General features: G+C 68.9%; 22 protein-coding genes and 1 tRNA gene. 8 read left to right on the plus strand and 15 right to left on the minus strand.

Annotated elements, in window-relative coordinates; genetic code table 11:
* Window positions 1-288: 288 nt before the first annotated feature.
* Complete coding sequence (gene soxR, locus Ssi02_RS01225) at window positions 289-765, minus strand: redox-sensitive transcriptional activator SoxR (protein WP_204020144.1); 477 nt, start codon at window positions 763-765, stop codon at window positions 289-291.
* Window positions 766-922: 157 nt separating this feature from the next.
* On the opposite strand from soxR, the gene Ssi02_RS01230 reads away from it, so the two are divergent.
* The 3 genes from Ssi02_RS01230 to Ssi02_RS01240 all read left to right on the plus strand — a co-directional run bounded on the left by Ssi02_RS01230 (window position 923) and on the right by Ssi02_RS01240 (window position 3,885).
* Entirely contained in the window at window positions 923-1,882 is a 960-nt protein-coding gene (locus Ssi02_RS01230) for a LysR family transcriptional regulator (RefSeq protein ID WP_204020146.1), read from the plus strand.
* An 85-nt stretch (window positions 1,883-1,967) separates the two neighbouring features.
* Window positions 1,968-3,443, plus strand: a complete 1,476-nt coding sequence (locus Ssi02_RS01235) for a S1 family peptidase (RefSeq protein ID WP_204020148.1) — start codon at window positions 1,968-1,970, stop codon at window positions 3,441-3,443.
* A 365-nt stretch (window positions 3,444-3,808) separates the two neighbouring features.
* Window positions 3,809-3,885, plus strand: a tRNA-Ile gene (locus Ssi02_RS01240).
* Between the two features lie 116 nt (window positions 3,886-4,001).
* Here the strand turns inward: Ssi02_RS01240 and Ssi02_RS39210 are convergent.
* On the minus strand, window positions 4,002-4,127 hold the full coding sequence (locus Ssi02_RS39210; RefSeq protein WP_275410565.1) for a hypothetical protein: 126 nt from the start codon (window positions 4,125-4,127) through the stop codon (window positions 4,002-4,004).
* 250 nt (window positions 4,128-4,377) lie between these two features.
* Here Ssi02_RS39210 and Ssi02_RS01245 point away from each other — a divergent pair, with 250 nt between their 5' ends.
* Window positions 4,378-5,361 (plus strand): peptidoglycan recognition protein family protein, encoded by a 984-nt coding sequence (locus tag Ssi02_RS01245; protein ID WP_204020151.1) that lies wholly within the window; start codon window positions 4,378-4,380, stop codon window positions 5,359-5,361.
* 477 nt (window positions 5,362-5,838) lie between these two features.
* On the plus strand, window positions 5,839-7,287 hold the full coding sequence (locus Ssi02_RS01250) for an amidase (protein ID WP_204020153.1): 1,449 nt from the start codon (window positions 5,839-5,841) through the stop codon (window positions 7,285-7,287).
* A 292-nt stretch (window positions 7,288-7,579) separates the two neighbouring features.
* Here Ssi02_RS01250 and Ssi02_RS01255 read toward each other — a convergent pair whose 3' ends face one another.
* The 10 genes from Ssi02_RS01255 to Ssi02_RS01300 all read right to left on the minus strand — a co-directional run bounded on the left by Ssi02_RS01255 (window position 7,580) and on the right by Ssi02_RS01300 (window position 17,835).
* On the minus strand, window positions 7,580-8,407 hold the full coding sequence (locus Ssi02_RS01255; protein WP_204020160.1) for a PhzF family phenazine biosynthesis protein: 828 nt from the start codon (window positions 8,405-8,407) through the stop codon (window positions 7,580-7,582).
* Window positions 8,408-8,448: 41 nt separating this feature from the next.
* On the minus strand, window positions 8,449-10,290 hold the full coding sequence (locus tag Ssi02_RS01260) for an anthranilate synthase family protein (protein WP_239128497.1): 1,842 nt from the start codon (window positions 10,288-10,290) through the stop codon (window positions 8,449-8,451).
* Window positions 10,287-10,910, minus strand: coding sequence for an isochorismatase family protein (locus Ssi02_RS01265; RefSeq protein ID WP_204020162.1), 624 nt, complete (start codon window positions 10,908-10,910; stop codon window positions 10,287-10,289). Before Ssi02_RS01265 ends, Ssi02_RS01260 begins: the two co-directional genes overlap by 4 nt.
* Before the next feature lie 280 nt (window positions 10,911-11,190).
* Window positions 11,191-11,658, minus strand: a complete 468-nt coding sequence (locus Ssi02_RS01270) for a PhzA/PhzB family protein (RefSeq protein WP_204020164.1) — start codon at window positions 11,656-11,658, stop codon at window positions 11,191-11,193.
* Between the two features lie 99 nt (window positions 11,659-11,757).
* Window positions 11,758-13,599: an asparagine synthase (glutamine-hydrolyzing) gene (gene asnB / locus Ssi02_RS01275; protein ID WP_204020166.1), complete on the minus strand. Its 1,842-nt coding sequence runs from the start codon at window positions 13,597-13,599 to the stop codon at window positions 11,758-11,760.
* 44 nt (window positions 13,600-13,643) lie between these two features.
* Window positions 13,644-14,192, minus strand: coding sequence for a pyridoxamine 5'-phosphate oxidase family protein (locus tag Ssi02_RS01280; RefSeq protein WP_239128498.1), 549 nt, complete (start codon window positions 14,190-14,192; stop codon window positions 13,644-13,646).
* On the minus strand, window positions 14,189-14,536 hold the full coding sequence (locus Ssi02_RS01285; RefSeq protein ID WP_204020168.1) for a hypothetical protein: 348 nt from the start codon (window positions 14,534-14,536) through the stop codon (window positions 14,189-14,191). The genes Ssi02_RS01280 and Ssi02_RS01285 overlap by 4 nt, the downstream gene beginning before the upstream one ends.
* A 268-nt stretch (window positions 14,537-14,804) precedes the next feature.
* Complete coding sequence (locus tag Ssi02_RS01290) at window positions 14,805-15,419, minus strand: YybH family protein (protein ID WP_204020170.1); 615 nt, start codon at window positions 15,417-15,419, stop codon at window positions 14,805-14,807.
* Between the two features lie 794 nt (window positions 15,420-16,213).
* A complete protein-coding gene (locus tag Ssi02_RS01295) occupies window positions 16,214-17,563 on the minus strand; it encodes a replication-associated recombination protein A (protein ID WP_373870064.1) in 1,350 nt (449 codons plus the stop codon).
* Window positions 17,560-17,835 (minus strand): hypothetical protein, encoded by a 276-nt coding sequence (locus Ssi02_RS01300; protein ID WP_204020172.1) that lies wholly within the window; start codon window positions 17,833-17,835, stop codon window positions 17,560-17,562. Before Ssi02_RS01300 ends, Ssi02_RS01295 begins: the two co-directional genes overlap by 4 nt.
* A gap of 457 nt (window positions 17,836-18,292) precedes the next feature.
* Between Ssi02_RS01300 and Ssi02_RS01305 the strand changes: the two genes are divergently transcribed.
* Both Ssi02_RS01305 and Ssi02_RS01310 read left to right on the plus strand, forming a co-directional pair.
* Window positions 18,293-19,276, plus strand: a complete 984-nt coding sequence (locus Ssi02_RS01305; RefSeq protein ID WP_239128518.1) for a methyltransferase — start codon at window positions 18,293-18,295, stop codon at window positions 19,274-19,276.
* A gap of 181 nt (window positions 19,277-19,457) precedes the next feature.
* On the plus strand, window positions 19,458-19,661 hold the full coding sequence (locus Ssi02_RS01310; RefSeq protein WP_204020176.1) for a hypothetical protein: 204 nt from the start codon (window positions 19,458-19,460) through the stop codon (window positions 19,659-19,661).
* A gap of 11 nt (window positions 19,662-19,672) precedes the next feature.
* On the opposite strand, the gene Ssi02_RS01315 is transcribed toward Ssi02_RS01310, so the two are convergent.
* Together Ssi02_RS01315 and Ssi02_RS01320 are read right to left on the minus strand one after the other, a co-directional pair.
* Window positions 19,673-20,149, minus strand: a complete 477-nt coding sequence (locus tag Ssi02_RS01315; protein ID WP_239128519.1) for a DUF488 domain-containing protein — start codon at window positions 20,147-20,149, stop codon at window positions 19,673-19,675.
* A 77-nt stretch (window positions 20,150-20,226) separates the two neighbouring features.
* Window positions 20,227-20,622 (minus strand): RidA family protein, encoded by a 396-nt coding sequence (locus Ssi02_RS01320; protein ID WP_204020351.1) that lies wholly within the window; start codon window positions 20,620-20,622, stop codon window positions 20,227-20,229.
* A gap of 137 nt (window positions 20,623-20,759) precedes the next feature.
* On the opposite strand from Ssi02_RS01320, the gene Ssi02_RS01325 reads away from it, so the two are divergent.
* Window positions 20,760-21,734: a helix-turn-helix transcriptional regulator gene (locus tag Ssi02_RS01325; protein ID WP_204020179.1), complete on the plus strand. Its 975-nt coding sequence runs from the start codon at window positions 20,760-20,762 to the stop codon at window positions 21,732-21,734.
* 33 nt (window positions 21,735-21,767) lie between these two features.
* Here Ssi02_RS01325 and Ssi02_RS01330 read toward each other — a convergent pair whose 3' ends face one another.
* Window positions 21,768-22,139, minus strand: a complete 372-nt coding sequence (locus Ssi02_RS01330) for a DUF4186 domain-containing protein (RefSeq protein WP_204020180.1) — start codon at window positions 22,137-22,139, stop codon at window positions 21,768-21,770.
* Between the last annotated feature and the right edge of the window lie 167 nt (window positions 22,140-22,306).

The following is a 22,306-nucleotide window of genomic DNA, read 5'->3' on the forward strand; positions in this document are numbered from 1 at the left end:
CTGCGCTGGCCAACCGGCCATTGCCGGTCCGACCAGCCGTGCCGTGCCGTCCGGCCGTGCCGCGCTGCCCAACCGGCCATTGCCGGTCCGACCGGCCGTGCCGTGCCGTGCGGCCGTGCCGTGCCGTGCGGCCGTGCCATGGCGTGTCGGCCGGCCTGCCGGTCCGGTCTGCAGGTGTGGGTCGGTCTGAGGGGGCTGGGCGGGCTTGCAGGCCATAGTTCATGCGAAGTGGCGACTTGTGGGGGATTCCTGTCTGGCCTTCGCCCGCCCGGCCGCGTGGGGGGCTTGTCAGGCGCAGTCGTCGGTGCAGGCCTGGCGGCCGGCCTTGGTGAGGAGGCGGCGGGGGCCCGGGCCTTCGGCGGCGAGGACGTCGTGGGGGTTGGCGAGGGCGCAGCGGTCGATGGACAGGCAGCCGCAGCCGATGCACTCGGACAGGTCGTCGCGCAGCTTGAGGAGCTGATCGATGCGTTCGTCCAGTTCGGTGCGCCAGGAGGCTGACAGGGCGGCCCAGTCCTTGCGGGTGGGGGTGCGGCCCTCCGGGAGGGTGGACAGGGCCTGTTCGATGGCCTTGAGGGGGATGCCCACACGCTGGGAGACGCGGATGAAGGAGACCCGGCGCAGGGTGTCCCTGGCGTAGCGGCGCTGGTTGCCGGCGGTGCGGCGGCTGCTGATGAGCCCCTTGGACTCGTAGAAGTGCAGGGCCGACACCGCGACGCCGCTACGGGCGGCGAGTTCGCCGACGGTCAGCTCGTTGGTATGTGGCACAGCACGACTCTAGTGCGCACCTCTCTATGTGTGAGGGGCCGACCGACTGCGCTTTGGGGTCGTATGCCCCCGCTTGGGAACGTTCCGACACCATAAAGTCAAATTTCCTGACTCATCTGGATTGCGGGCCATCCCGACGGGGACTTACGGTCCCTTTATGGATCTGGAGTTTCGCCACCTCAAGATCGTGCGCGCTGTCGCGGACGCCGGGAGCGTGAGCAAGGCGGCGACCCACCTCGGTGTGGCGCAGCCCGCGCTGACCGCGCAGCTCAAGCGCATCGAACGCACCCTTGGCGGGAGCCTGTTCGAGCGCGACCGCAACGGCGCACGGCCCACGCCCCTCGGAGAACTCGTGCTGACCCGCGCCCGGGTTCTGCTCCCCGCCGCCCGAGACCTCCAGGAGGAGGCGCTGCGTTTCGCCAACGCAGGAGGCGGCATCCCCACCTACAGGCTGGGGGCCACCAACGGGCCGATTCTCGGCGGCCTGGTCGACCGGCTCGCCGCGACGCATCCGGCCACGCCCGTGCGCACGCAGACGTCCTGGTCGGCCGTGGAACTCACCACAATGGTGGTCACCGGCAGGCTCGACTTCGCCCTCGTCGGGTCGTGCGGCGATACCGGGCCGCCCGCCGGGGAGGCGATCATGTGGATCAACATCGCCGTGGACCCGGTCTTCGTCCTGCTGAGCGAGGAGCATCCGCTGGCGGAAAAGAAGGAAGTGGACCTGTCCGCGCTCGCCGAGGAGCGGTGGGCGGTCGCGCCAGGCGACGGATGCTTCGCCGACTGTTTCGCCGCCGCGTGCGCCCGCGCCGGGTTCACGCCGCAGACGATTTACGAGACCGACGTGGCCACCGCCGTACATCTAGCTCAGGTGGGGCGGGCCGCCGTGCTCTGCCAGGCGGCCTTCGCGCTCACCCCCGGCCTGGTCATGCTGCCGCTGGTGGGTGCGCCGCTGCGCTGGCGGCATCTGCTCGGCTACCATCCCGACGGCTGCGCTGCCCGCGCGGCGGCGCTGGTCGCCGAGCACGCCAAGGCCGCCCATCACGACGCGGTCGAGCGCAGCCCGAGGTACGCGGATTGGCTCGTCCGAAATCCAGGCTTTGGGACAGCTCCATAACGTGGCGATAGGGGCGAAATGATAGCTCCGCGCTTTGGGGTGCCGCCGTTACGGTGACGGCGACCCCCCAAAGCAAGGAGACACTATGCTCCGCAGACGAGCCGTATTCGCGGGTATGACAGTCGCGTTCACGGCCCTGGCCATGACGGCCACCCCTGCCGTCGCCGACCTGCGGACCCCCACCAACGGGTCCGCCCTCAAGCCGCCACCCGGCATGATCGAGGCCATGGAGCGCGACCTGGGACTCACCGCCGACCAGGCGGCCACCAGGTTGGCCAACGAGGAGCGCGCGAGCCGCACCGAACCCGGCCTGCGCAAGAAGCTCAAGAAGGACTTCGCCGGAGCCTGGCTGACCGGCGCCACCGGCGCGCTTGTCGTCGCCACCGTCGACGCCGCCGACACCAAGGCGATCACATCGGCCGGAGCACAGGCCAAGGTCGTGCAGCGCAGCCTGCGGGACCTCAACGAGATCAAGGCCGGCCTCGACGCGGCCGTCGACCGCAAGCCGGGTTCCGTGCCCGTGTGGTATGTCGACGTGCAGAGCAACAGCGTCGTCGTCCTCGCGTCCGACACCGCCGCGGCCAAGGACTTCGTGACGACGGCCGGCGTCGACGCGACAGCCGTACGCATCGAGAAGTCCGACGAGAAGCCCCAGCCGTTCTACGACGTGCGCGGCGGTGACGCCTACTACATCGGCAACGCCTCCCGCTGCTCCGTCGGCTTCTCCGTCACCAAGGGCGCGCAGGGCGGCTTCGTCACCGCCGGGCACTGCGGCGACGTCGGCAACACCACCAGCGGCTTCAACCGTGTCGCGCAGGGAACCTTCCAGGGCTCCTCCTTCCCCGGCGACGACCTCGCCTGGGTCGCGGTCAACTCGCAGTGGACACCGCGCGGCGTCGTCAGCGGCAGCGGGGAGGTGGCCGTCTCCGGATCGCAGGAGCAGGTCGAAGGCACCTCGGTTTGCCGCTCCGGCTCCACCACCGGGTGGCACTGCGGCACCATCCAGCAGCGCAACACCAGCGTGACCTACCCGGAGGGCACCATCTACGGCGTCACGCGCACCAGCGTCTGCGCCGAGCCCGGTGACTCGGGTGGCTCCTACATCTCCGGCAACCAGGCGCAAGGCGTGACCTCCGGTGGTTCCGGCAACTGCACCAGCGGTGGCACGACCTACTTCCAGCCGGTCAACGAGATCCTGAGCACCTACGGCCTGACCCTCGTCACCTCCGGCGGCGGCAACCCGCCCGGCGGCGCCTGCGCCGGCTACCAGCAGAGGCTCAGCGGCACGCTGGGCGCGGGCCAGAACGCCTACCCGGCGGACGGCTCCTACACCGTCGGCACCTCGGGCACCCACGCCGCCTGCCTCGACGGCCCCGACGGCACCGACTTCGACGTCTACCTCGAGAAGCGCAGCGGCACCCGGTGGGTCGTGGTCGCCCAGGGCATCACCGCCAACCCCGACGAGACCATCACCTACAGCGGGACCGCGGGGACCTACCGTTACCGCGTCCATGCCTACAGCGGCGCCGGCGCCTACACCCTCGGCATCAACCGGCCGTAGCCCTCACCTCCCAGCGGCTAACCCCCCGGCCGTTTGGGTACATCGCGCCGCCGCCCTCCTGCCGGGGCGGCGGCGCTCCGCCGTCGTCGCCGGCGACAGGGGGCCGCGGGATCGGCATCGGCCTCCCGTGACCTTTTGGCATCCCGGCGTCCGGGCCATTCTCCGCACGGACGGCGGGAGCTCGCGGATCACCGTGACTTTTGGGATGAAAGCGAATGGAATGACGCATGAGAGCGTCGATTTCATGGTCGAACTAGGCGGGCGGGTGCCGGTGATCTATCCTGTCGTCCAGGCGCGAAAACGCTTCACGGCGGCTATGCTCGCCTCTTGCAGCAGTTCCTTCGATGTGGCCTCACGGTGCCCCAGGGGCGGTAGCTCAGCCGGTCAGAGCAGCGGACTCATAATCCGCCGGTCGTGGGTTCAAGTCCCACCCGCCCTACCAGTTCTGATCAGGGCGTCCCTTGATCACAATCAAGGTAGAACGTGGGCGATTTGCCCGATTAAACGGTCGTGGCAGACCATTGGCAGACCCCTCCGCAGACGCACGTTCTCCGCGTCTCACACGACCGCACGCCGGGAGCTGCCCGGCTTGATCCCGGCCTCGGCCTCAGCCTCCTCGTCCTCCAGGACGCTGATCGTCTTGGTGCCGTGCAGATCGGTGCCGGGCCACTCCAGCCCGCACACCTACCCCCGCCTCAGGCCCCGCCTCGCCACCAGCCCGCGATGCCCTCGCGCCACGGGCAGACGGCGCTGAGCCGCTGTCCGCCGTACAACAGCCCTAGGTCGTCTGCCCGGCCATGCTGCGGATCGTGGTGCGTCACACCTCCGCGGCGTCCTCGACGCCGGCCAGGTGCTCGGATGAGCGTCTCCAAGTCAGCTTCAAGTCCACTCCAGGAGCACTGCGGCTTAGTAGTGGGAACGAAAGGAAGCACCAGTGGACAACTTCATCTCGCGCCGAGCTTGGGGAGCGCGAGCGCCCCGTGGCACCTACACGCCGGTCGCCTCCACCAAGGGGGTGAAGGTCCATTACACGGGCGGGCGTGTAGAGCCTGCCATCGTCGATGACCACGATCTTTGCGTGGCCGTGGTCAAGTCCATCCAGAAGCACCACATGGACGGCAACGGCTGGATGGACATCGCCTACAGCATGATCGCTTGCCCGCATCGGAAAGTGTTCGAGGGCAGAGGGCCTAAGAGGCTCACCGCGGCCAACGGTGAAGGGCGCAACCGGGATCACTACGCGGTGCTCGGCCTGGTCGGCAGCTCCGGGCTGGTCACGCCCAACGACGAGCTACTCCACGGCATCCTCGACGCGATCGCCTACCTCAGGCGCGAGGGCAGCGCGGGCAATGAGATCAAGGGGCATCGCAACGGCTTCTCCACCGAATGTCCGGGCGACGCGCTCGACGCATGGATCCGGCGCGGTGCCCCCCGGCCGCCCACTTCCACACCTACACCACCGTCAAAGGGAGAACCCATGCCCGAGATCGTGTCATTGGGACTGTCCGCCGAGGTCACCGTGCCGTCGTCGGTGAACCATCAGCCATGGTGGACGACCGAATGGCGGGACACCGCCGGTTGGCACCCGGCGGGTGCGCAGAGCATCGCCCCCGACGTGGACGTGTGGGCGGACGTCGCCGCTCATATCGCGCTCCGCGGCCTGGCCCCCGGCGAGACCGTCGAGCTCGGCCTGACCCGCCATGCCGCCGACGGCACCCTGCTTGACGTCGCGTGGCCTATCGGCCGGCTCATGTCCGTCCAGGCCGACCTGAACGGGCGGGTGCAGCACGACATCGGCGGCCACTTCAAGCTCAGCGCCACTCAGCGCGGCCGGGTGACGATCCGCCACACGAGCACGGGCCCGGTGACCCTGGAGACGCCGAGCGCCTTCAAGGCCATCCTGCACCGCACGCGATAAGGCGCGCTCCGCTGCCCGATTTCACACCGGCGGATGTACGACCAGCGCCTACGCGGGGGTTGGTTTCATTTTTTAGGGCCGGCCGAATCGGTTCCAAAGCTCTTCGCCGGCGCAGGTGATGCGGCGCGCCCAGCTGACCAGGGGCCCGAGTGGTGGGGGAATCAGATGCGGAAATGTCGGTTGGATCGCCTCACGCGCGGAGGGTGACCGTGTTCTGCCTGTGTTCCCATGATGGGAGAAGTTTCGGGCTGTATGTCGGACTGTGCGTTCCCGGTAATTCTGCACACATCCTGTGCTGCGCCGGACCGACCGGCAGCGAGGTGCAAATCAATGCCTCAAGGTCAAACCTGTAACCGAAATCGGGCAGCGCGTTAAGGAGCAGGGAGCATATTGTGAGATTCGGCGTCACCCGCGGGGTGGAATCCCACAATATGGTGCGTGATCGCTGCACGGTTCAGGTTTCTCTCGGAGGTACTGATGACCGATCTGGCATTTCGTTCCGCTGGTGAACTCGCTGCCGCGGTCGCGGCGAAGGAGGTGTCGAGCCTCGAACTGCTCGACCACTACCTGGCCCGCGGGGAGCAGTTCGATTCACAGGTGAACGCCATCGTCGCCCGGGACGTGGAAAGGGCGCGGGACGCGGCGCGGGCGGCGGACCGCGCGGTCTCCCGCGGTGAGCCGCTCGGTCGCCTGCACGGCGTCCCGGTGAGTGTGAAGGACAGCCTGGAGGTCGCGGGCATGCGGACCACCGGCGGCTCGGTCCGCTGGGGACATCACGTCTCGACGAGAGACGCCGAGGCCGTCGCGCGGCTCAGAGACGCAGGGGCGATCGTGTTCGGCAAGTCCAACCTGCCGGTCGACGCCCGGGACTGGCAGACCTACAACGAGATCTACGGGACCACGAACAACCCGTGGGACCTGGCCCGCGGGCCCGGCGGTTCGTCCGGCGGGTCCGCCGCCGCGATCGCCGCAGGGCTGACGGGTCTGGACCTCGGCGGCGACACGGCGGGCTCGATCCGGGTGCCCGCCCACTTCTGCGGCGTCTACGGACTGCGCACGTCGTACGGGATCGTGCCGAGGCACGGCAGCGTCTCCGGGCACGCTCCCGGGACGCTGGCGGAGTTCGACATGGCGGTGCTCGGCCCGTTCGGCAGGCACGCCGACGACCTCGACCTGGGTCTTGACGTCCTCGCCGGAGCGGACCGCGACCACGCTCCGGCATGGCGGCTGGAGCTGCCCGCCGCCCGGTCGAACACCCTGCGGGGGTTCCGGGTCGCGGCATGGCTCGACGACCCGTTCTGTCCCGTAGACGGCGAGCTGGTCGCGGTCATGCAGGCGGCGCTGGACGCGGTGCGCGCCGAGGGGGCCGTCGTGGTCGAGGGTGAAGGTCCGGTCGGGCTCGCCGAGACGTTGTCCCTCTTCCGGCCGTTGCTGATGGCGCAGAGCGGGCTGATCGAGCCGGCCGAGTCCTACGCCGTGCTGGTGGAACTCGCCGCGGCGGAAGGGGCCGACGGCGGGTTCGCTTCGGCCGCGACGGTCCGCTTCCGCGACTGGCACGCGCTCGACGATCGGCGGCAGCACTCCCGGCGCCGCTGGGCCGAGTTCTTCCAGGACGTCGACGTGCTCCTCTGCCCGGCGGCCCCCACCGCAGCCTTCCCCCACGACCACACACCCGACCCCGGCTGGTCCTCCCGGACTCTGCGGATCAACGACGCCGACCGTCCGTACCGCGACTTGCTCACCTGGACGGCGCCGGCGGCCCTCAACCACCTGCCCGCCGCGGTGGCGCCGATCGGGGCGACCCGGGACGGACTTCCGGTCGGCATCCAGGTGATCGCGCCCTACCTGCACGACCGCACCGCGGTCGGGTTCGTGCGGCTCCTCGCCGAAGTGATCGGCGGTTTCCGCCGCCCGCCGGGATTCTGAACGCGCGCCACCGTCCCGCCTCGGGGCGACTCGGTCGCCGCCAGGCGGGCAGACGGGCCGTCACCACCACAGCCGGCGGATGCCACCGACTGGCGCTGTGGCCGTCTCGGCCGCGCACGCGCCACCGGGCCGGGTCTCCACTGGCCAGGCGATAGCCGAGTATCGGCTGGACGGGGATCTGGTCACGGGCACGGCGGTGCCGTACGGTCCGTCAGCCGCCTCGGTCAGGTTGGAGCGGAGCCTGCGGTGCGATCGGGACGGAGCCGGCCCAGATCTCCACTGCGGGTGTCGGCTAGACAAGCATCACCCCTCTGACCACAGGTACGGCGGAGCCGGAGACCAGGGTCCGGCCGCTCTCGTCCGCGCGGGCTCGCATCAGGGAGGGGCGGCCCATCTCGACCCCCTGGTGGATCTCGATCCACCTGCCGAAACCGGCGCGGCCGTGCCGTCCCAGGTGGAAGGCGAGCGGGCCGGCGGCGGAGCCGGTGGCCGCGTCCTCCTGCACGCCGTACGCCGGGGAGAACATACGGCTGCGCCAGGACGTTCCCGAGCCGGCGAAACAGTTGGTCGCCATGTCCTCGAAGGCCGCCAGTGCCCGGTGGTCGGGGTGAAGCGCGGCCAGCGCCTCGATGGTCGGCAGGGCGACAAAGACGTGGCGCGGTCCGTTGACGTAGATCTCGATGGGGAGGGGGGAGCTCTCCAGCCCCAGCGCCGCGAGCAGCTCTTCCGCCCGCTCGAACTTCGAGAAGGTGGGGGTCGGCTGCTCCATCGTCGCCGCGACCACAATGCCGCCCTCGCGTATCAGGTCGAAGGGGATGACGCCCATCTTGGTCTCCAGCCGCAGCCGGTCGCCTTCGAAGAACTCGCCGAGGGCGACCGCGGTGCCCAGCAGCGGATGGCCCGCGAAGGGCAGCTCGTTGACCGGGGTGAAGATGCGGATGTGGTAGTCGCCGTCCTCACGGGCGGGCAGGACGAAGGTTGTCTCAGAGAGGTTCATCTCCTTGGCGATGGCCTGCATGCGCTCGGCGGTCAGGTCTGCGGCGTCGAAGAAGACGGCGACCGGATTGCCGGACAGCGGGGTGTCGGTGAAGGAGTCGACGACCATATAGGAACGCGTCATGAAACCGGCCTCATGACGAGGACGCGGTGTTCGCGGAGCGGTCATGAAGTCATAGCCCTTCTGATCAGGGAGGCGAGGATACGCGGGCCGTTGCGGGTGAGCACCGACTCGGCGTGGAACTGGATCGAGGCGAAGTGCGCACCGCGCAGGGCGTGGATCTCGCCGTTGTCCGGATCGAGGCAGAGCTCCACGTCTCCCCTGGCCGCGGCGTCGGAGCGGGCGGCGAAGGTGTTGTAGAAGCCGACACATTCGGTGGCTCCGAACAGGCCGATCGTGCGCGGGGCACCCTGGTTAGGTACGGCACGGCGGCACAGGGCGAAGCCGAGCACCCGGCAGAGCACCTGGTGGCTGAGGCACACGGCGAGGAAGGGGGTCTGGCCGCCCAGAAGCTCCCGGACCGCCCGGTCCAGATAGGCGATCTTGGGGTGGGTGAGGTCGCGGGGGTCGCCAGGGCCGGGGCCGAGCACGATGAAGTCGTGGCCGCTCAGGCGGGGGTCGTCGTCGTAGCGGCGTACGGTGACCGCCATGCCCAGGGCGCGGAGCTGGTGGTCGAGCATGGAGGTGAAGGTGTCCTCCGCGTCGACGATCAGGGCGCGCACTCCGACCAGGTCGCGGCCCTCCGCGCTGCCGTACCCAAGCCAGAAGCCGGAGATGTCGCTGTTGCGGCGGGCCAGCGCCGCGCGGACGTCGGGGTGGTGGCCGAGCCGCATCCCGGTGCCGGGGGCGAGGGCGGCGAGCAGCCCTGCCGCCTTGGCGCGGGTCTCGGCGACCTCCGACATCGGGTCGGAGTGGCGCACGAGGGTCGCGCCCACGCCGATCCTCGTCTCACCGCCGGCGTCGATCTCCGCGGTGCGGATGAGGATCGCCGAGTCGAGCGTCCGGCTGCCGGAGGCGTCGCGGCCGATCAGGGCCATGGCGCCGCTGTAGTAGCCCCGGCTGTGCGGCTCGTAGCGGTTGATGACGCGGCAGGCGTTCTCCAGCGGGCTGCCGGTGACGGTCGGGGCGAACATGGATTCGCGCAGGATGTCGCGGACATCCCAGTCGCTTGTGCCCTCGATGTAGTACTCGGTGTGCGCCAGGCGCGACATCTCCTTCAGCCGCGGGCCCGCCACCCGCACGCCGGGCGCGCAGAAGCGGGTCATCATCTTCAGCTCCTCGTCGAGGACCATGTAAAGCTCCTCCGACTCCTTGCGGTCGGCCAGGAAGTCCATGAGGTCGCCGAGCACGGGGCCGGTGGGCGGATAGCGGTAGGTGCCGCTGATCGGGTTCATGGTCGCCGTGCCGTCGCGCAGCGTCAGATGCCGCTCGGGGGTGGCGCCGACGAAGGTGCGCTCTGCGGTGTGGACCAGGAAGGTCCAGTAGGCACCGGACTCCATCGCCAGCAGCCTGCTGAAGAAGGCCAGGGCGTGGGCGGGTGTGTAGTCGTCGATGGTGGTGACGAAGGAGCGCTTGATGACGAAGTTGGCCCCCTGGCCCTCACCTATCGCCTCCTTGAGCACCCGGTGGACGATCTCGGCGTACTGGTCGTCTGAGACGTCGAACTCGCCGCCCGTGGTGGAGATGAGCCGGTCGGGCAGGCGGGGGAGCGCCTGGGCGGCCGGGATGACCTCCTGGTCCGTCACCTTCATCGCCAGCAGGGGTACGCCGTCGTCGGCACAGGCGTAACCGCGCTCACGGATCTGCCGGAACGGGATGATCGCCAGCACTTCGTGCCACGGCCGCCCTTGGGCGGGCGCCTGGTCATCCAGGGGCAGGTCGGCCAGGCGCGCCACCTCGGTCACCTCGCCCAGCAGCACGTCGAGCATGCCGGGCGCGCCGGACTCCGGCCGGTGCAGCAGGGCGAAGGCGGGGGACTCGTGCAGGCGGTCCAGCAGGTCCGTCACGGCCAGACCTCCTTCGCGGTCAGCACCACGGCGCAGCGCTCGGCGGCGTAGGTCAGGGCCAGCCGGTGGTAGCCGGGCGAGAAGTCCGCCACCGCGTCGGCGACGAGGAAGGTCTCCAGGTCGTGGGTGAAGGAGTCGACCGCCGTCATGAGCACGCCGACGTGGGCGTATACCCCGCAGACGATCAACTGGTCGCGCCCGGCGGCACGCAACCGCTCCAGCAGGCCGGTGCGGGCGAAGGCGCTGTAGCGGAACTTGGTGAACTCCCAGTCGCCCGGCGCCGGGGCGAGTTCGTCGGCCATGAGCCGGTCCTCCGGGGTACGGCGCATGCCAGGTCCCCAGAAGTCCTTGAGCAGGCCGCGTTCCTCGTCGGTCATCGAGCCCGGCTGGGCGGTGTAGGCGACGGGCACGCCCAGCGCGGCGCTCTGCTTGCGGAGCCGGGCGACGGCGCCGACGAGTTCTTCGCGCATCGACGGTGGGAAGGGCTTGAGGAAATAGCGTTGCATGTCATGGATGAGCAGGACCGCGCGTGCCGAGTCGGGAGTCCAGCGGGCGGTGTTCTCGGGCAGGTCTCCTGCCGCGGGCAGCGGGTAGGGGGTGATCGGGGGGATCCCGGGCATGATCGTCCTCCTTCGAGGATCCGGTGAGGGCCCGGGGCGTGGTCGCTCCAGGCGGAGATGAGCTGTACGGCCTGCCAGAGGGTGAGGCAGGGTTCGCACAGCGTGGTGTAGTGCTGCCCCACCTGGTCGAACTCGGCGAGCACGCCGCGCACGCCACGCGCCCGGACCGGCGCCGGGCGGTCGGCCGGCACCTCGGTCACCCGGCGGACCCGCGGGATCGTCTCGGACCGGCTGCTGTGGCGCGGCGCCGAGCCGGGGTCCGCCGACGTCCGAGCTCCCCTCAGGTCGGGATGCCTTCGCGCCTGACCTGCGGCACAGGGATGCCGAGTGCGCGCAGCTGCTCGAAGGGGTTCATGAACTCGCGCTGCCGCCTGATCAGGCCGTCGGCGAGCTCGAACGAGTGAAGGAAGTGATTCTCATATTGGCCTTCCGGATAACCGGGGAATCGGATGGCCCCGACCCCGTCGCACTCCACCCAGAAGAAGTTCGGATCGTCCGTCTCGAAGATCCGGATGTTGGTCCACACCCAGTCGGGAAAGCATTCCAGCGACCACACCGCGTGCGCCGCGAGCCGGTCTTTCCCGTGGATGGCTATGGGCTTTCCTGTGTCGTTCGTCCAGAGGCCGCCGATTCCGTCGTCGGTGAACAGCAGATGGCGCTTGAGCCGGTCCTGGCCGGTCGTGTTCATGTATTTCTCGACCGTGGCCCGATTCTTCCTGCGCAGTTCAGTGTGGTCGTCGTTCCACATGATTTTCCTTTCCCTGCCTATTGACGTGGGGGTACAGGAGCCATATCCCGGCCTTTGTGGAGCAGGTTTGGGGCGGCTGCGATCGGCCGGTCCGATGTGTCAGAGCAGCCGGAGCTCGGGGCGGTAGATGTCCAGCCAGGTGCTCAGATCGAGCACTCGCTCGACGCCGTTGCGGACGTCGATGGGCATCGTGGCCGAGTCCTGCCGTGTGACACCGTCCAGCCAGCTGCGATCGACGAGCTCGAACACCGGATCGTCGGTCGTGAGCAGTTCCTTGGCCTGCTGCAGCAGGACGCTGGTGTAGAGCGGGTCACGAGTGGCGGGGTAGGGGGCTTTCGCTCGATACAGCACCGACTCGGGTAGCAGGTCGGCGCTCGCGGCGCGGAGCAGACTCTTCTCCCTGCCGTCGAAGGACTTCATCGCCCACGGGATGTTGTAGACGTATTCCACAAGCCGGTGGTCGCAGAAGGGGACCCGGACCTCCAGGCCGACTGCCATGCTTATCCGGTCCTTGCGGTCCAAGAGCATGCGGACAAACCGGGTCAGATGCAGGTAGGAGATCACCCGCATGCGCCTCTCATGGTCGGTCTCACCGTCGGCCCGCTCGACCTCGGCGACCGCGTCGGCGTAATGGTCACGGATGTAGCCGTGCAGGTCGAGGGCTGCGGTGATCTCAGCGTTGAACCGGTCGGACACCTGGGCTCGCGCGCCGGTCACAAAGACGGCCATCCACGGAAAGGTGTTCGCGGCCTGTACCTCGGGCTGGTGGAACCAGGTATACCCGCCGAAGACCTCGTCGGCGGACTCCCCGGACAGGGCGACTGTGGAGTGCTCGCGGATGGCCGCGAACAGCAAATAGAGTGAGGCGTCCATGTCGCCAAGGGTGAGCGGACTGTCCCGCGCGGTGATCACCGCGCGTCGCAGATCCGGATCGGCCATCGCCGAGTGCTTGAGCATGATGTTCTGATGCTGCGAGCCGACGTGCTTGGCCACTTCACGCGCATAGGGGGCGTCCGGCGTGCCGCGCAGGGCGTCGCCGACGAAGTTGTCCGTCTGCCCGACGAAATCCACCGCGAAGCTGCGCACCTGCTCGCCCTGCTCGGCGAGTTGGGCGGCGGCCAGCGCGGTGGTCACACTGGAGTCCAGTCCACCGGAAAGCAGCGTGCAGCGGGGTACGTCGGCGACCAGTTGACGGCGCACGATGTCCTCGAGCAACGAGCGCACGGTGTCGACGCTGGTCTGCCGGTCGTCGGTGTGCGCACGGGTCCGCAGGGTCCAATAACGGCGTTCACGCAGGCCGGCGCGGTCGACGATGACCACGCCACCCGGCAACACCTCGCGCATTCCACACCACACCGCACCCCCGGGCGGCTGAGTGAAGCTGAACAGCGCGCGCAGGCCGTCGAGATCGACCGCACGGTCCGCCAGCGGGTTGGCGAAGATCGCCTTCGGCTCGGAACCGAACAGCACTCCGTCGGCGGTGCTGGAGTAGTAGAGCGGCTTGATGCCCATCCGATCACGGATCATGACGAGCTTGCCGGCCCTGGCATCCCAGACGGCGAAGGCGTACATGCCGTTGAGTCGTTCGGCGACTGCTTCGCCCCACTCCAGATAGCCAAGCAGCACCACCTCGGTATCGCTGCGGGTCCGGAACCGGTGGCCACGGCGGATCAGCTCACTTCGGAGCTCGGTGAAGTTATAGGCCTCGCCGCTGTAGGTGATCACCACCTCACCGTCGCCGGTCCGCACCGACATGGGCTGGCTGCCACCTTCGATATCGATGACCGACAGTCTCCGGTGGCCCAGCACCGCATGCCGATCAAACCAGGTGCCTTCGGCATCCGGTCCCCGGCAGGCCATGGTCGCTGTCATCGCGTCCAGGTCCGCCTGGTGCCGAGTCAGATCCCGATCGAACGAGACCCAGCCGGCAATTCCACACATCGTTGTACCCTCCTACGTCTCATGCGCGCTGTGCAGGGCGTGGGTCAAGATTGGAGTCGATCGGCGCGCCAGCCGGAGCCGACGCGCTCGTAACGCAGTTTTTGCCGCAACCGGGTCGGGTCGGGCTGGGAGAACTCGACCGACTCGGGCTCAAGCAGGTAGCCCAGCCAGGCGGCCGGGCGCGACAGCGTCAAACCGGTGCGCCCCAGCCGCAGGGCCCGCGCCCGCCAGGCGGTCCACAGAACATCGGATTCCGCGTCGGGCAACGGGTGGGTCGGGCCGGTGACGATCACCTGCCGGCCGTCCTCGCGCCAATACAGCACGCCCGATGCCCAGCCCGTCTCGGCCATGTCGCGGCCCTTGCGACTGCCGGCGCGGCTGGCGAACACCAGCCCTGTGTCGCGGACCGCGAGCACCCGCACCATCCGGTTGGAGGCGTGGCCGCGGGCATCGGCGGTGGCCAGCGCCAGCGCGCCGGGCTCGCGGACGGCGAGCGCGACCGCGCTGTCGAACCAGGCCTGGACCAGGTCCATCGGTTCGGCGGGTGGGGTGGAGAACCCGGGTATCTCCGGGGCCGGCTTCGGTGCGCTCACGACGACTGCCCGTCCGGCTCGAAGGCCAGACCGAGATCGACCAATTGACCGGAGTGGACACCTTCGACGATGGCCTCGACATCGGTCGCCATTCGGTGGGTCGGCGGATATCCGATGAGCTCGGTGGCCCGGTTCGGCGGCATCGGCACCGTGGGGTCTGCCGTGGACTCCCACAGCATCACCGCGCCCCAGCGGTTGCTCAGCCGATCGGAGATCCAGAACTTCAACCGCAGCCCGTGAATCCGCGACCACGGCGCCACGCCCTCTTCTCGCAGGTGGGCGCGCAGGGAGTCGATGGTCTGGTCCGACCCGGAGAGGTCCCACCAGGAGATGGTGGCTTTCATGCGCTCAATACCTCCTTGGTCACCCTCGGTGGCGTCAGGCGGGAAGAATGTACGGCCCGTCCTAGGTGGCACCGGTTCGAGGTAACCTCAGACATGTCGGCAACCCGCAATCTGCGCATTAATCGATGGCCGGCCATGAACGGCCGGCGACGAGATCCAATAAGGTGGCAGGGGTTGCCGAGTAAGGCGGATCAAACTCCCGTTTGTGTTGCCGGCTCGCCGGCGGTAGGCCGAGCACAAAGAAGGCGGGGCTGCCTGGGTGTCCCGATCAGTGGTGCGCGACGCCGTGGGGCGGGTAAGGGTTGTCCTGGACGTATAGCCAGGTGCCGTTCGGCTGCTCACGCACGATGTCGCAGAAATTCCCGGTGAAGCGGTCGCGGGTGCCGTCGGGCCGATTCTGCTCCAGGGTGTAGTCGCCCATTACCGACGCCGTGCGGCCACGTATTTTGCCGTCCCATCCGCGGCTCCCTCCCGCCTCCACAGTTTGGCGGGGGTTGACTGTGAGCACCGGATCCGACGTGAACCAGTCGACGTACATCGCCCGGATTCCCCTGTGACCTCTGGCGATCGATCCGTCGTAAAGGACGACCGCTGCTTCGGGCTCATGGAGAGCGATGATTCCGTCCAGGTCCTTGGCCAGGATCCTCTCGCTCAAAAGCCTCAGCAACTCGGCGGGGGTGCGGGCCGCGGGACGGGGGATGGACCGTGCCATGCTGCCGGCGCTCACCTGCGTCGTGACGTGAGCCGGCGAATTGTGGTTCTTCACGACTGAGGGGTTGTCCATCGCCACGGATACGCGGGCGGCTGTGGGACTGACGGGGTTGCCGACCGCAAGCAGAAGGGCTGTGATGGCGACCGATAATATGCAGGTGTTTCTCTTCATGGCAGCTTCCTAAGCCAGAGGTGGCGGCATGGGGAAATAAGATCGTTTGCTGCGATGCTTGGCCCCCGTTTTGCCGTACGGATCGACGATGCCCGGGCCCCCGCCCGCTTTGCCGTCCGGCTCGACGTTAAGACCACATAACACTCTGGAGGTGGCGCGTGTCAACGGGGAAAAAGTGAGTGATCGCGAGCTCGCCGGGTGATTCGAAAAACATTAAATGGGAGCGTGACCACAGTGCCGGAGCCAAGGTAGCTCCGGTTTCCGGGCCAGTCGATTTCGGGTTTCCGGCCCCATCGGATTTCTTGTCGTGAGACGGTAAATGCCTGGCGCAGAAGCGTTCGGTGAACGACTGCGCGCCGTGCCCATGCCTGGAGAAAGGGAATCCGCCGATAACCTGCCTCTCGAATTCTCAGCGCATCCGGGAGGTCACTCTTCACACGGCAGTGTGGTCGGCATGACCGGCGAAGCCCGCCTGAAGACGAAGAAGACCCGCGGCCCGGACACGCTGCGCCGACTCGGGATGTCACCGCGGAGGCCGCTCCGTAAAGCCTGCCGGCGGAATTCCGAGTCGGTTGGGCGCTGGAAGTCCGAGGATCACCGACGACCGCGTGATCCCGGTCGCGGCGGCGACGGTGCCCAGGTCCCGAGCACTGCGGATGCCGTAGGCGGCGAAGCAGGCCGATATCGCGCCGCGCCGGGAATCGGGAAGATCCAGGAGTGATGCCGCCACGGTCTGGTCGCCGCGCGGTTCGGGCGCCGGCGCCCCGTGACGCGGTGAGATCGTGCCGGTGGCTCTAACCGCCGCGGACGGTACGGCGGAGCATTGCGAGGCGCTCGTGCAGGATGCGTTCCCCGCCGTGCTGCGTAGGGCGGTAGTAGTCCTTCCCCACCAGTGCGTCCGGCGGGTATTGCTGCTCTAGAACCGCATCCGGGGTGGCGTGGGGGTAGCGGTAGCCGACCGAGTTGCCGAGTTCCTTGGCGCCTGAGTAGCGGCCGTATCGCAGGTGGGCGGGCACCGCACCGACGGCGCCCGCGCGGACGTCGGCCATGGCCTCGTCGATCGCGACGATCATCGAGTTCGACTTCGGCGCCGTGGCCAGGTGCACGGTGGCCTGCGCCAGGGCGAGGCGGGCCTCGGGCATCCCGATCAGCTCGACGGTCTGGGCCGCGGCGACGGCGGCCTGCAGGGCGGTGGGGTCGGCCAGCCCGACGTCCTCACTGGCGTGCACCACCAGCCGCCGCGCGATGAACCTCGGGTCCTCCCCGGCCACGAGCATGCGGGCCAGGTAATGCAGCGCGGCGTCGGGGTCTGAGCCGCGGATCGACTTGATGAACGCGCTGATGACGTCGTAGTGCTGGTCGCCCTGCCGGTCGTAGCGCACGGTGGCCTCGGTGACGGCCCGCTCCACGGCCGGCACGTCGATCACCGAGCCGCCCGTGGCCGTCACTCCGTCGGCGCTCGCCTCCAGCGCGGTCAGCGCGCGGCGGGCATCGCCGGCGGCGAGGCGCACCAGGGCGTCTTCTGCCTCGGCCGACAGCGAGACCGAACCGTCGAGGCCGCGCGGATCCGACACCGCCCGGCGCAGCAACTCGCGGACCTCGTCCTCGGTCAGAGACCGGAGCTGCAACACCAAAGACCGCGACAGCAGCGGCGACACGACCGAGAACGACGGGTTCTCCGTGGTGGCCGCCACGAGCAGCACAAGCCGCTCCTCGACGGCCCCGAGCAGCGCGTCCTGCTGGGTCTTGGAGAAGCGGTGCATCTCATCGATGAACAGCACGGTCTGCTGATCGTGACGGTCGCGGCGCCGCCGCGAGTCGTTGATCACATCGCGCAGTTCCTTGACGCCGCTGGACAGCGCCGAGAGGGCGACGAAGTGCCGGGTGTCGACGGTGCCGAGCAGGCGCGCGATCGTGGTCTTCCCGGTGCCGGGCGGGCCGTAGAGCAGCACCGACGCCGCCGCCCCACCCTCCACCAGCCGCCGCAGCGGCGCGCCGGGACGCAGCAGGTGCGCCTGGCCGACGACCTCGCCGAGTGTGCGCGGCCGCATCCGCGCCGCCAACGGCGCGGTGGCCCGCACCCGCTCCGCGGGCGGGGCGCCGGACGCCGGCAAGTCGAACAGCCCCTCCGCCTCGGCGGTCACCGCTCCACCCTGCGATCGACGCGAAGCGCACCTCGGCGCCGGGGGTGGCCGCCGGCGATGTGGCGGTGCAGCCCTGGCCGGACCACGCGCTCACCCTCGCCGGCCGGGAGGCGTTGCCCGGGGAACTCGCCGGACTTTAACGCTGCCTGAATGGTCGGTCGTGCCCAGGGGCGGGCGACGTCCTGGAGCACCCCGGCCAGATCACGGTCGCCGGTGAACGTGCCGTCGATGTCGGCACGGATATGGTCGATGGGAGATATTCCGCAGGACACGCGCGTGTGACCTCCTTCTCTGGGTTCATGGCTCATGACGGGACCCTAGTCTGTCGTCGTTTACAGTGTGGCCGGGACGCGACCGGCCGAGAACCTTCCAGTTCAAGGGTTTTTGTGTTTCGGGTGGAGGTGTTTCGGATGGACTTGAAGACGGTGCTCCAGGACTGATTGACCAACTGCACACTGAAAAAACGGCTCAGCTGGTCACCGGCCCTTTTGTCGCCCACGGCCGGCATCGAACCACGGATCGAATGGCTGCTGAACAGGCCGTTCATCTCTTCCTGGCGCACCGGCCGGCCCGCAGGCGCGGCCTTCGGCAGCGGCGTGATGGGTGGCCGGAATCTTTTTCCATAAGGACGTCATCTTTTGGCGCCTGCATTTGATCGGTACAGTGAGGAACCTCTGTCGGGAGGTCGGGATGACGGTCGACATACAGGCCACTCGGGACGTGGTTGACATGATCACCGGGGGGTGGAGGGCACAGGCCCTTTACGCCGCGGTCAAACTCGGACTGCCGGACCACATTGAAGCCGGTCGCACCAGCTGCGGTGAACTCGCCGAATCGACTGGGGCGAAAGAAGATGGTATTCACCGCCTTATGCGACTTCTGGTGGCTATGGGGGTATTCGAGGGCAACGAGCGGACCGGTTACCGGAATACCGCTGTGGGCGCGGCACTGCTCGACGGTCCTCAGTCCCTGCGCGATATGTGCCTGCTCTACGGCGAGGAGTTCTATACCGCCTGGGGTCACGCCCACCACGCCATCAGCACGGCCAGCTCGGGTTTCGAAGTGGCCTACGGCCAGCCGCTTTATAACTATCTCAGTCAGGACAAGGACACCGCAAAGCGTTTCCAGCGCACCATGAACGCCGGAAACATGTTCTTCGACCAGGTGCCGGAGATCTTCGACTTCTCCGGCGGCAAGAGGATTGTGGACGTAGGCGCGGGGGGCGGGCACCTGCTCACCGCGATCCTTGGCGCCACACCGGATGCCAGGGGCACGCTCTTCGACCGCGAACACATGATGCCCGCGGCGCGTGAGCACTTGGCCGCCACGGTCGGACTGGACCGCGTGCAATTGGTCGGGGGCGACATGTTCAAAGGCGTTCCGGTGGGTGGGGACGTCTACATCCTCTGCCGGGTGCTGGCGGGCTGGGACGACGACGCGGTCGTCGAGGTCTTCAAGAACTGCCGGCGTGCCATGGCGGACTCTTCGTCGCGACTGCTGATCCTCGACCGTGTTGTCGTGGACGAGGACTCCACCGTGCTGCCCGCTCTGTGGGATCTGCACCTCCTGATGACAACCGGCGGCCGGCACCGCACTCTTGACGGTTTCACAGCGATGCTGGACCGGGCCGGACTGGATGTCGAACGAGTCGCCGAGCTGCCCATGGAGACGATGGCCCTGATCGCGGCGCCACGTGCCTCGGCGCACCCCTGAGGCCGTAGTTCTACGCCGGGCCCGCGGCGGACGATCGAGAAGCAGTGCCGACAGGCCCTTGACCCGAGTTCAGCGGGCCGGCAGGCAGATGATCGCCTCAGCTGGCTTGCGGGGCAGGCGGACGCGCCTGATTCGGCCGCAGGGCGCGCGCGCCCGCGTGCTTCCGGGCCGCTGCCGACGTGTGTCCGCCCCTGAGAACCCCGCCGGGTGCCGCCAGGCCCGCACCGCGAAGCGGCTGCCGGTGATGGCGCCGGCAGCGGTGGCGATCACCGCTGCGCGGACGCCGGCGGCGGAGGACCCGGCCGCGGTGGGGGAGGCCCGTCGTGCCTGGCGGTGCCGTACGGCTGCGCCGCCTGGGGCGCCCGGGTGGATCGTCGCCTCCTGAGAACCCGCGCGTCACGAGGGGCACAGGTGCTCGATCACGATGCCGTGCCGCTCGGTCAGCCGCTGGGCGATCAGCGAGCGGTGGCAGGCCTCGGCGTCGCGCTCGACGCAGAGCAGCGCCGCGGTCCCGCTGCCCGGCAGCGCCGACACGATCGGCGCGAGGTCCGCGAGATCGAGGATCTCGGTGGTGTAGCGGCGGGTGTACTCGGCCGCGAGTTCGCGGCGTGAGCGCTTGCCGACGCCTTGGCGGTCGTCCTCGGCGTATTGGACGTGGCGCAGCTCGGTGGTGGGGGCGAGCTCACGGCGATGATCGTAGGCGATCCGGGCGTGGGCGAGGGCCGCCTGCAGCCGGAGTGAGTTGGCCCAGGCGTATTCGGGGCCGCGGACACCGCGGCGCTGCCGTACGTCCAGCAGCAGGCGGACGTCCGCGTGCCGCAGTCGCTGCAGGAAGGACTCGCCGTCGAAACCGTAGACGCCGATCGTCACCATCTTCAACACTGGAAATCACTCGCCTGTCCACTACTTGTGCCGCCTCCGGCGGTTCTGCCGGAGGCGGCGGGGGCGCGTCACGCGACGGCGGTCGCCTCAAGTTCGACCAACAGGTTGGGGATCGCCAGCCGTGTCACCCCGAGCATCGTGGTGGACGGTGCCGCCCCGGCGGCGCCCAGCCGCGCCGCCAGCACGCCGTAGTGCTGGAAAAGCAGGTCGACGTCGGTGGTGTAGACGTTGAGCCGGACCAGGTTCGCCAGCGACATGCCGGCCTTGGCGAGCACGGCCTCCAGGTTGTCGAGGGTCAGCGCCAGCTGCGCGGCCATGTCGCCGTCGTGCTGGGGCTTGCCGTCGCCGTCCATCGCGGTCTGCCCGGCGCAATAAAGGGTGCGGGTGTGCCCGGTGACGATCTCACCCTGGTTGTAGCCCAGCTCCACCGACCACGGCCACGGGTTGACCGCGGTTCGCTCCAGCGCCACATTAGCTCCATTCGATTCATCGATTTCATGCATCCGACCAGCTCGGCAGCCGCCGTTTTTCCTGGTCGTCTCAACGAGCCTCCCAACAAATCACGACATCCTCTGTCGTGTATTCCGGTTAAAGTTCACGTATGCGCGCTGACCGGCTGGTCTCGCTGGTGCTGCTGCTCCGGCGGCACGGCCGCATGTCCGCAGCCGCGCTGGCCGCCGAGCTTGAGGTGTCCACCCGCACCGTGCTGCGCGACATCGAGGCGCTGTCGGCGGCCGGTGTCCCGGTCTATGCCGAACGCGGCAGGCACGGTGGTTTCGCGTTGCTGCCCGGTTTCCGGACCGAGCTCACCGGACTGACCCCGGACGAGGCCCTCGCCCTGCTGGTCGCAGGATCACGGCGCGGCGCGCAGGCGTTCGGCCTCGGCTCGGCGCTCGCCTCGGCGATGCTCAAGGTGGTCGACGCGCTCCCCGAAAGCTATCGGGACACCGCGGCGGGCGCGGCCGGGCGACTGCTCATCGACCCGGAGATCGATCTCCTCTCACGCCGGCTGGTCGCCGAGGAGGTGCCCGACGCCGTGGCGGCCGAGGTCCTGCGCGCGGTGTTCGCCGGACACAGGCTGCAGATCCGGTACGCGGCCGCCGACCAGCCCCCGAAGTGGCGCACGGTGGACCCGATCGGGCTGGTCACCGTACGCGACCGCGGCTACCTGCTGGCCACCAGGTCCGGCGCGGACCGCACCTACCGGCTGTCCCGGATCCTGGCCGCCAAGGAACTCTCCGAACCCGCGCAGCGACCGGACCGGGTCGACCTGGACCGGGCCTGGCAGGAGCGCAGCACGCAGTTCCGGACCGGCGGCGACCAGGTCACCGTGGTGGTACGGATGAACCCGGCGCGGCGGGAGGACCTGGTCGGCACCGCGCTGGCCGTCCTCGCCGAGGAAACCGACCCGGACGGCAGGCTGCGGCTGGAGGTGACGTTCCAGGATTCGAGGCACGCCGTATGGGCGCTGTGGCAGCTCGCCACGAGCGCGGAGGCCCTGTCTCCGCAATGGTTGCGCGAATCCCTGCGCGACCGCGCCACCGCGGTCGCCACCCGCTACGGACTGTCGTCCTGAGAGGCAGTCGCCTTCGGCGGCGCCCCGATCTTGTCAAGACGGCGGGGCATCAGGGGCGTATTGATTCGCGATCCACCGGCAGATCGCCTCCACGACGTAAGCGCGCTGGGCGTCGTCGAGCGCCTGCCCGGCCGGGATGTCGTGCCAGCGCGCCAGGCACGTGCGGCAGCATGTCGCGGTGGCGTGCTGGGCGACGAAGACGGGATGCCCGCGGTAGGGCGTCTGACGGCCGTCGTTGCGCGGCTCGGCCGGGGCCAGCCTGCGACTGATCAGCTCCTCGGCGTGTTTACGGACGGTCGCGATGCCACGCAGGTCGACCACTGCGCGATCCCGGCCGCGCAGCCGAAACCTCGCGCGAAAAGGATGCTGCCCGATCCGCTGCAACCTGACGTCCAAGTCGTCCATCACTCGGAGTCTACGTCCGCGCCCGTTCTCCAGGGGGTCATCCAGGGATAGGACGGCGAACTCGCCGTCGGCGAACCAGGGATCGGGCTGAGAGAACCTTGCGCACAGCTCATGTTGTACGGCAGGAGCCACCGTAACGAAGCGGCGGAGGTTTGGGCTGTCCCGGG

This window comes from Sinosporangium siamense, assembly GCF_016863435.1.
Taxonomy (GTDB): domain Bacteria; phylum Actinomycetota; class Actinomycetes; order Streptosporangiales; family Streptosporangiaceae; genus Sinosporangium; species Sinosporangium siamense.

What these genes read in the sequence shown, in the direction of transcription:
- Ssi02_RS01230 (WP_204020146.1), top strand. Translation starts at nt 923, where the DNA reads ATGGATCTGGAGTTTCGCCACCTCAAGATCGTGCGCGCTGTCGCGGAC.
- Ssi02_RS01235 (WP_204020148.1), top strand. Translation starts at nt 1,968, where the DNA reads ATGCTCCGCAGACGAGCCGTATTCGCGGGTATGACAGTCGCGTTCACG.
- Ssi02_RS01250 (WP_204020153.1), top strand. Translation starts at nt 5,839, where the DNA reads ATGACCGATCTGGCATTTCGTTCCGCTGGTGAACTCGCTGCCGCGGTC.
- Ssi02_RS01255 (WP_204020160.1), bottom strand. Translation starts at nt 8,407, where the DNA reads ATGACGCGTTCCTATATGGTCGTCGACTCCTTCACCGACACCCCGCTG.
- Ssi02_RS01265 (WP_204020162.1), bottom strand. Translation starts at nt 10,910, where the DNA reads ATGCCCGGGATCCCCCCGATCACCCCCTACCCGCTGCCCGCGGCAGGA.
- Ssi02_RS01270 (WP_204020164.1), bottom strand. Translation starts at nt 11,658, where the DNA reads ATGTGGAACGACGACCACACTGAACTGCGCAGGAAGAATCGGGCCACG.
- asnB (WP_204020166.1), bottom strand. Translation starts at nt 13,599, where the DNA reads ATGTGTGGAATTGCCGGCTGGGTCTCGTTCGATCGGGATCTGACTCGG.
- Ssi02_RS01285 (WP_204020168.1), bottom strand. Translation starts at nt 14,536, where the DNA reads ATGAAAGCCACCATCTCCTGGTGGGACCTCTCCGGGTCGGACCAGACC.
- Ssi02_RS01290 (WP_204020170.1), bottom strand. Translation starts at nt 15,419, where the DNA reads ATGAAGAGAAACACCTGCATATTATCGGTCGCCATCACAGCCCTTCTG.
- Ssi02_RS01305 (WP_239128518.1), top strand. Translation starts at nt 18,293, where the DNA reads ATGATCACCGGGGGGTGGAGGGCACAGGCCCTTTACGCCGCGGTCAAA.
- Ssi02_RS01315 (WP_239128519.1), bottom strand. Translation starts at nt 20,149, where the DNA reads ATGGTGACGATCGGCGTCTACGGTTTCGACGGCGAGTCCTTCCTGCAG.
- Ssi02_RS01325 (WP_204020179.1), top strand. Translation starts at nt 20,760, where the DNA reads ATGCGCGCTGACCGGCTGGTCTCGCTGGTGCTGCTGCTCCGGCGGCAC.
- Ssi02_RS01330 (WP_204020180.1), bottom strand. Translation starts at nt 22,139, where the DNA reads ATGGACGACTTGGACGTCAGGTTGCAGCGGATCGGGCAGCATCCTTTT.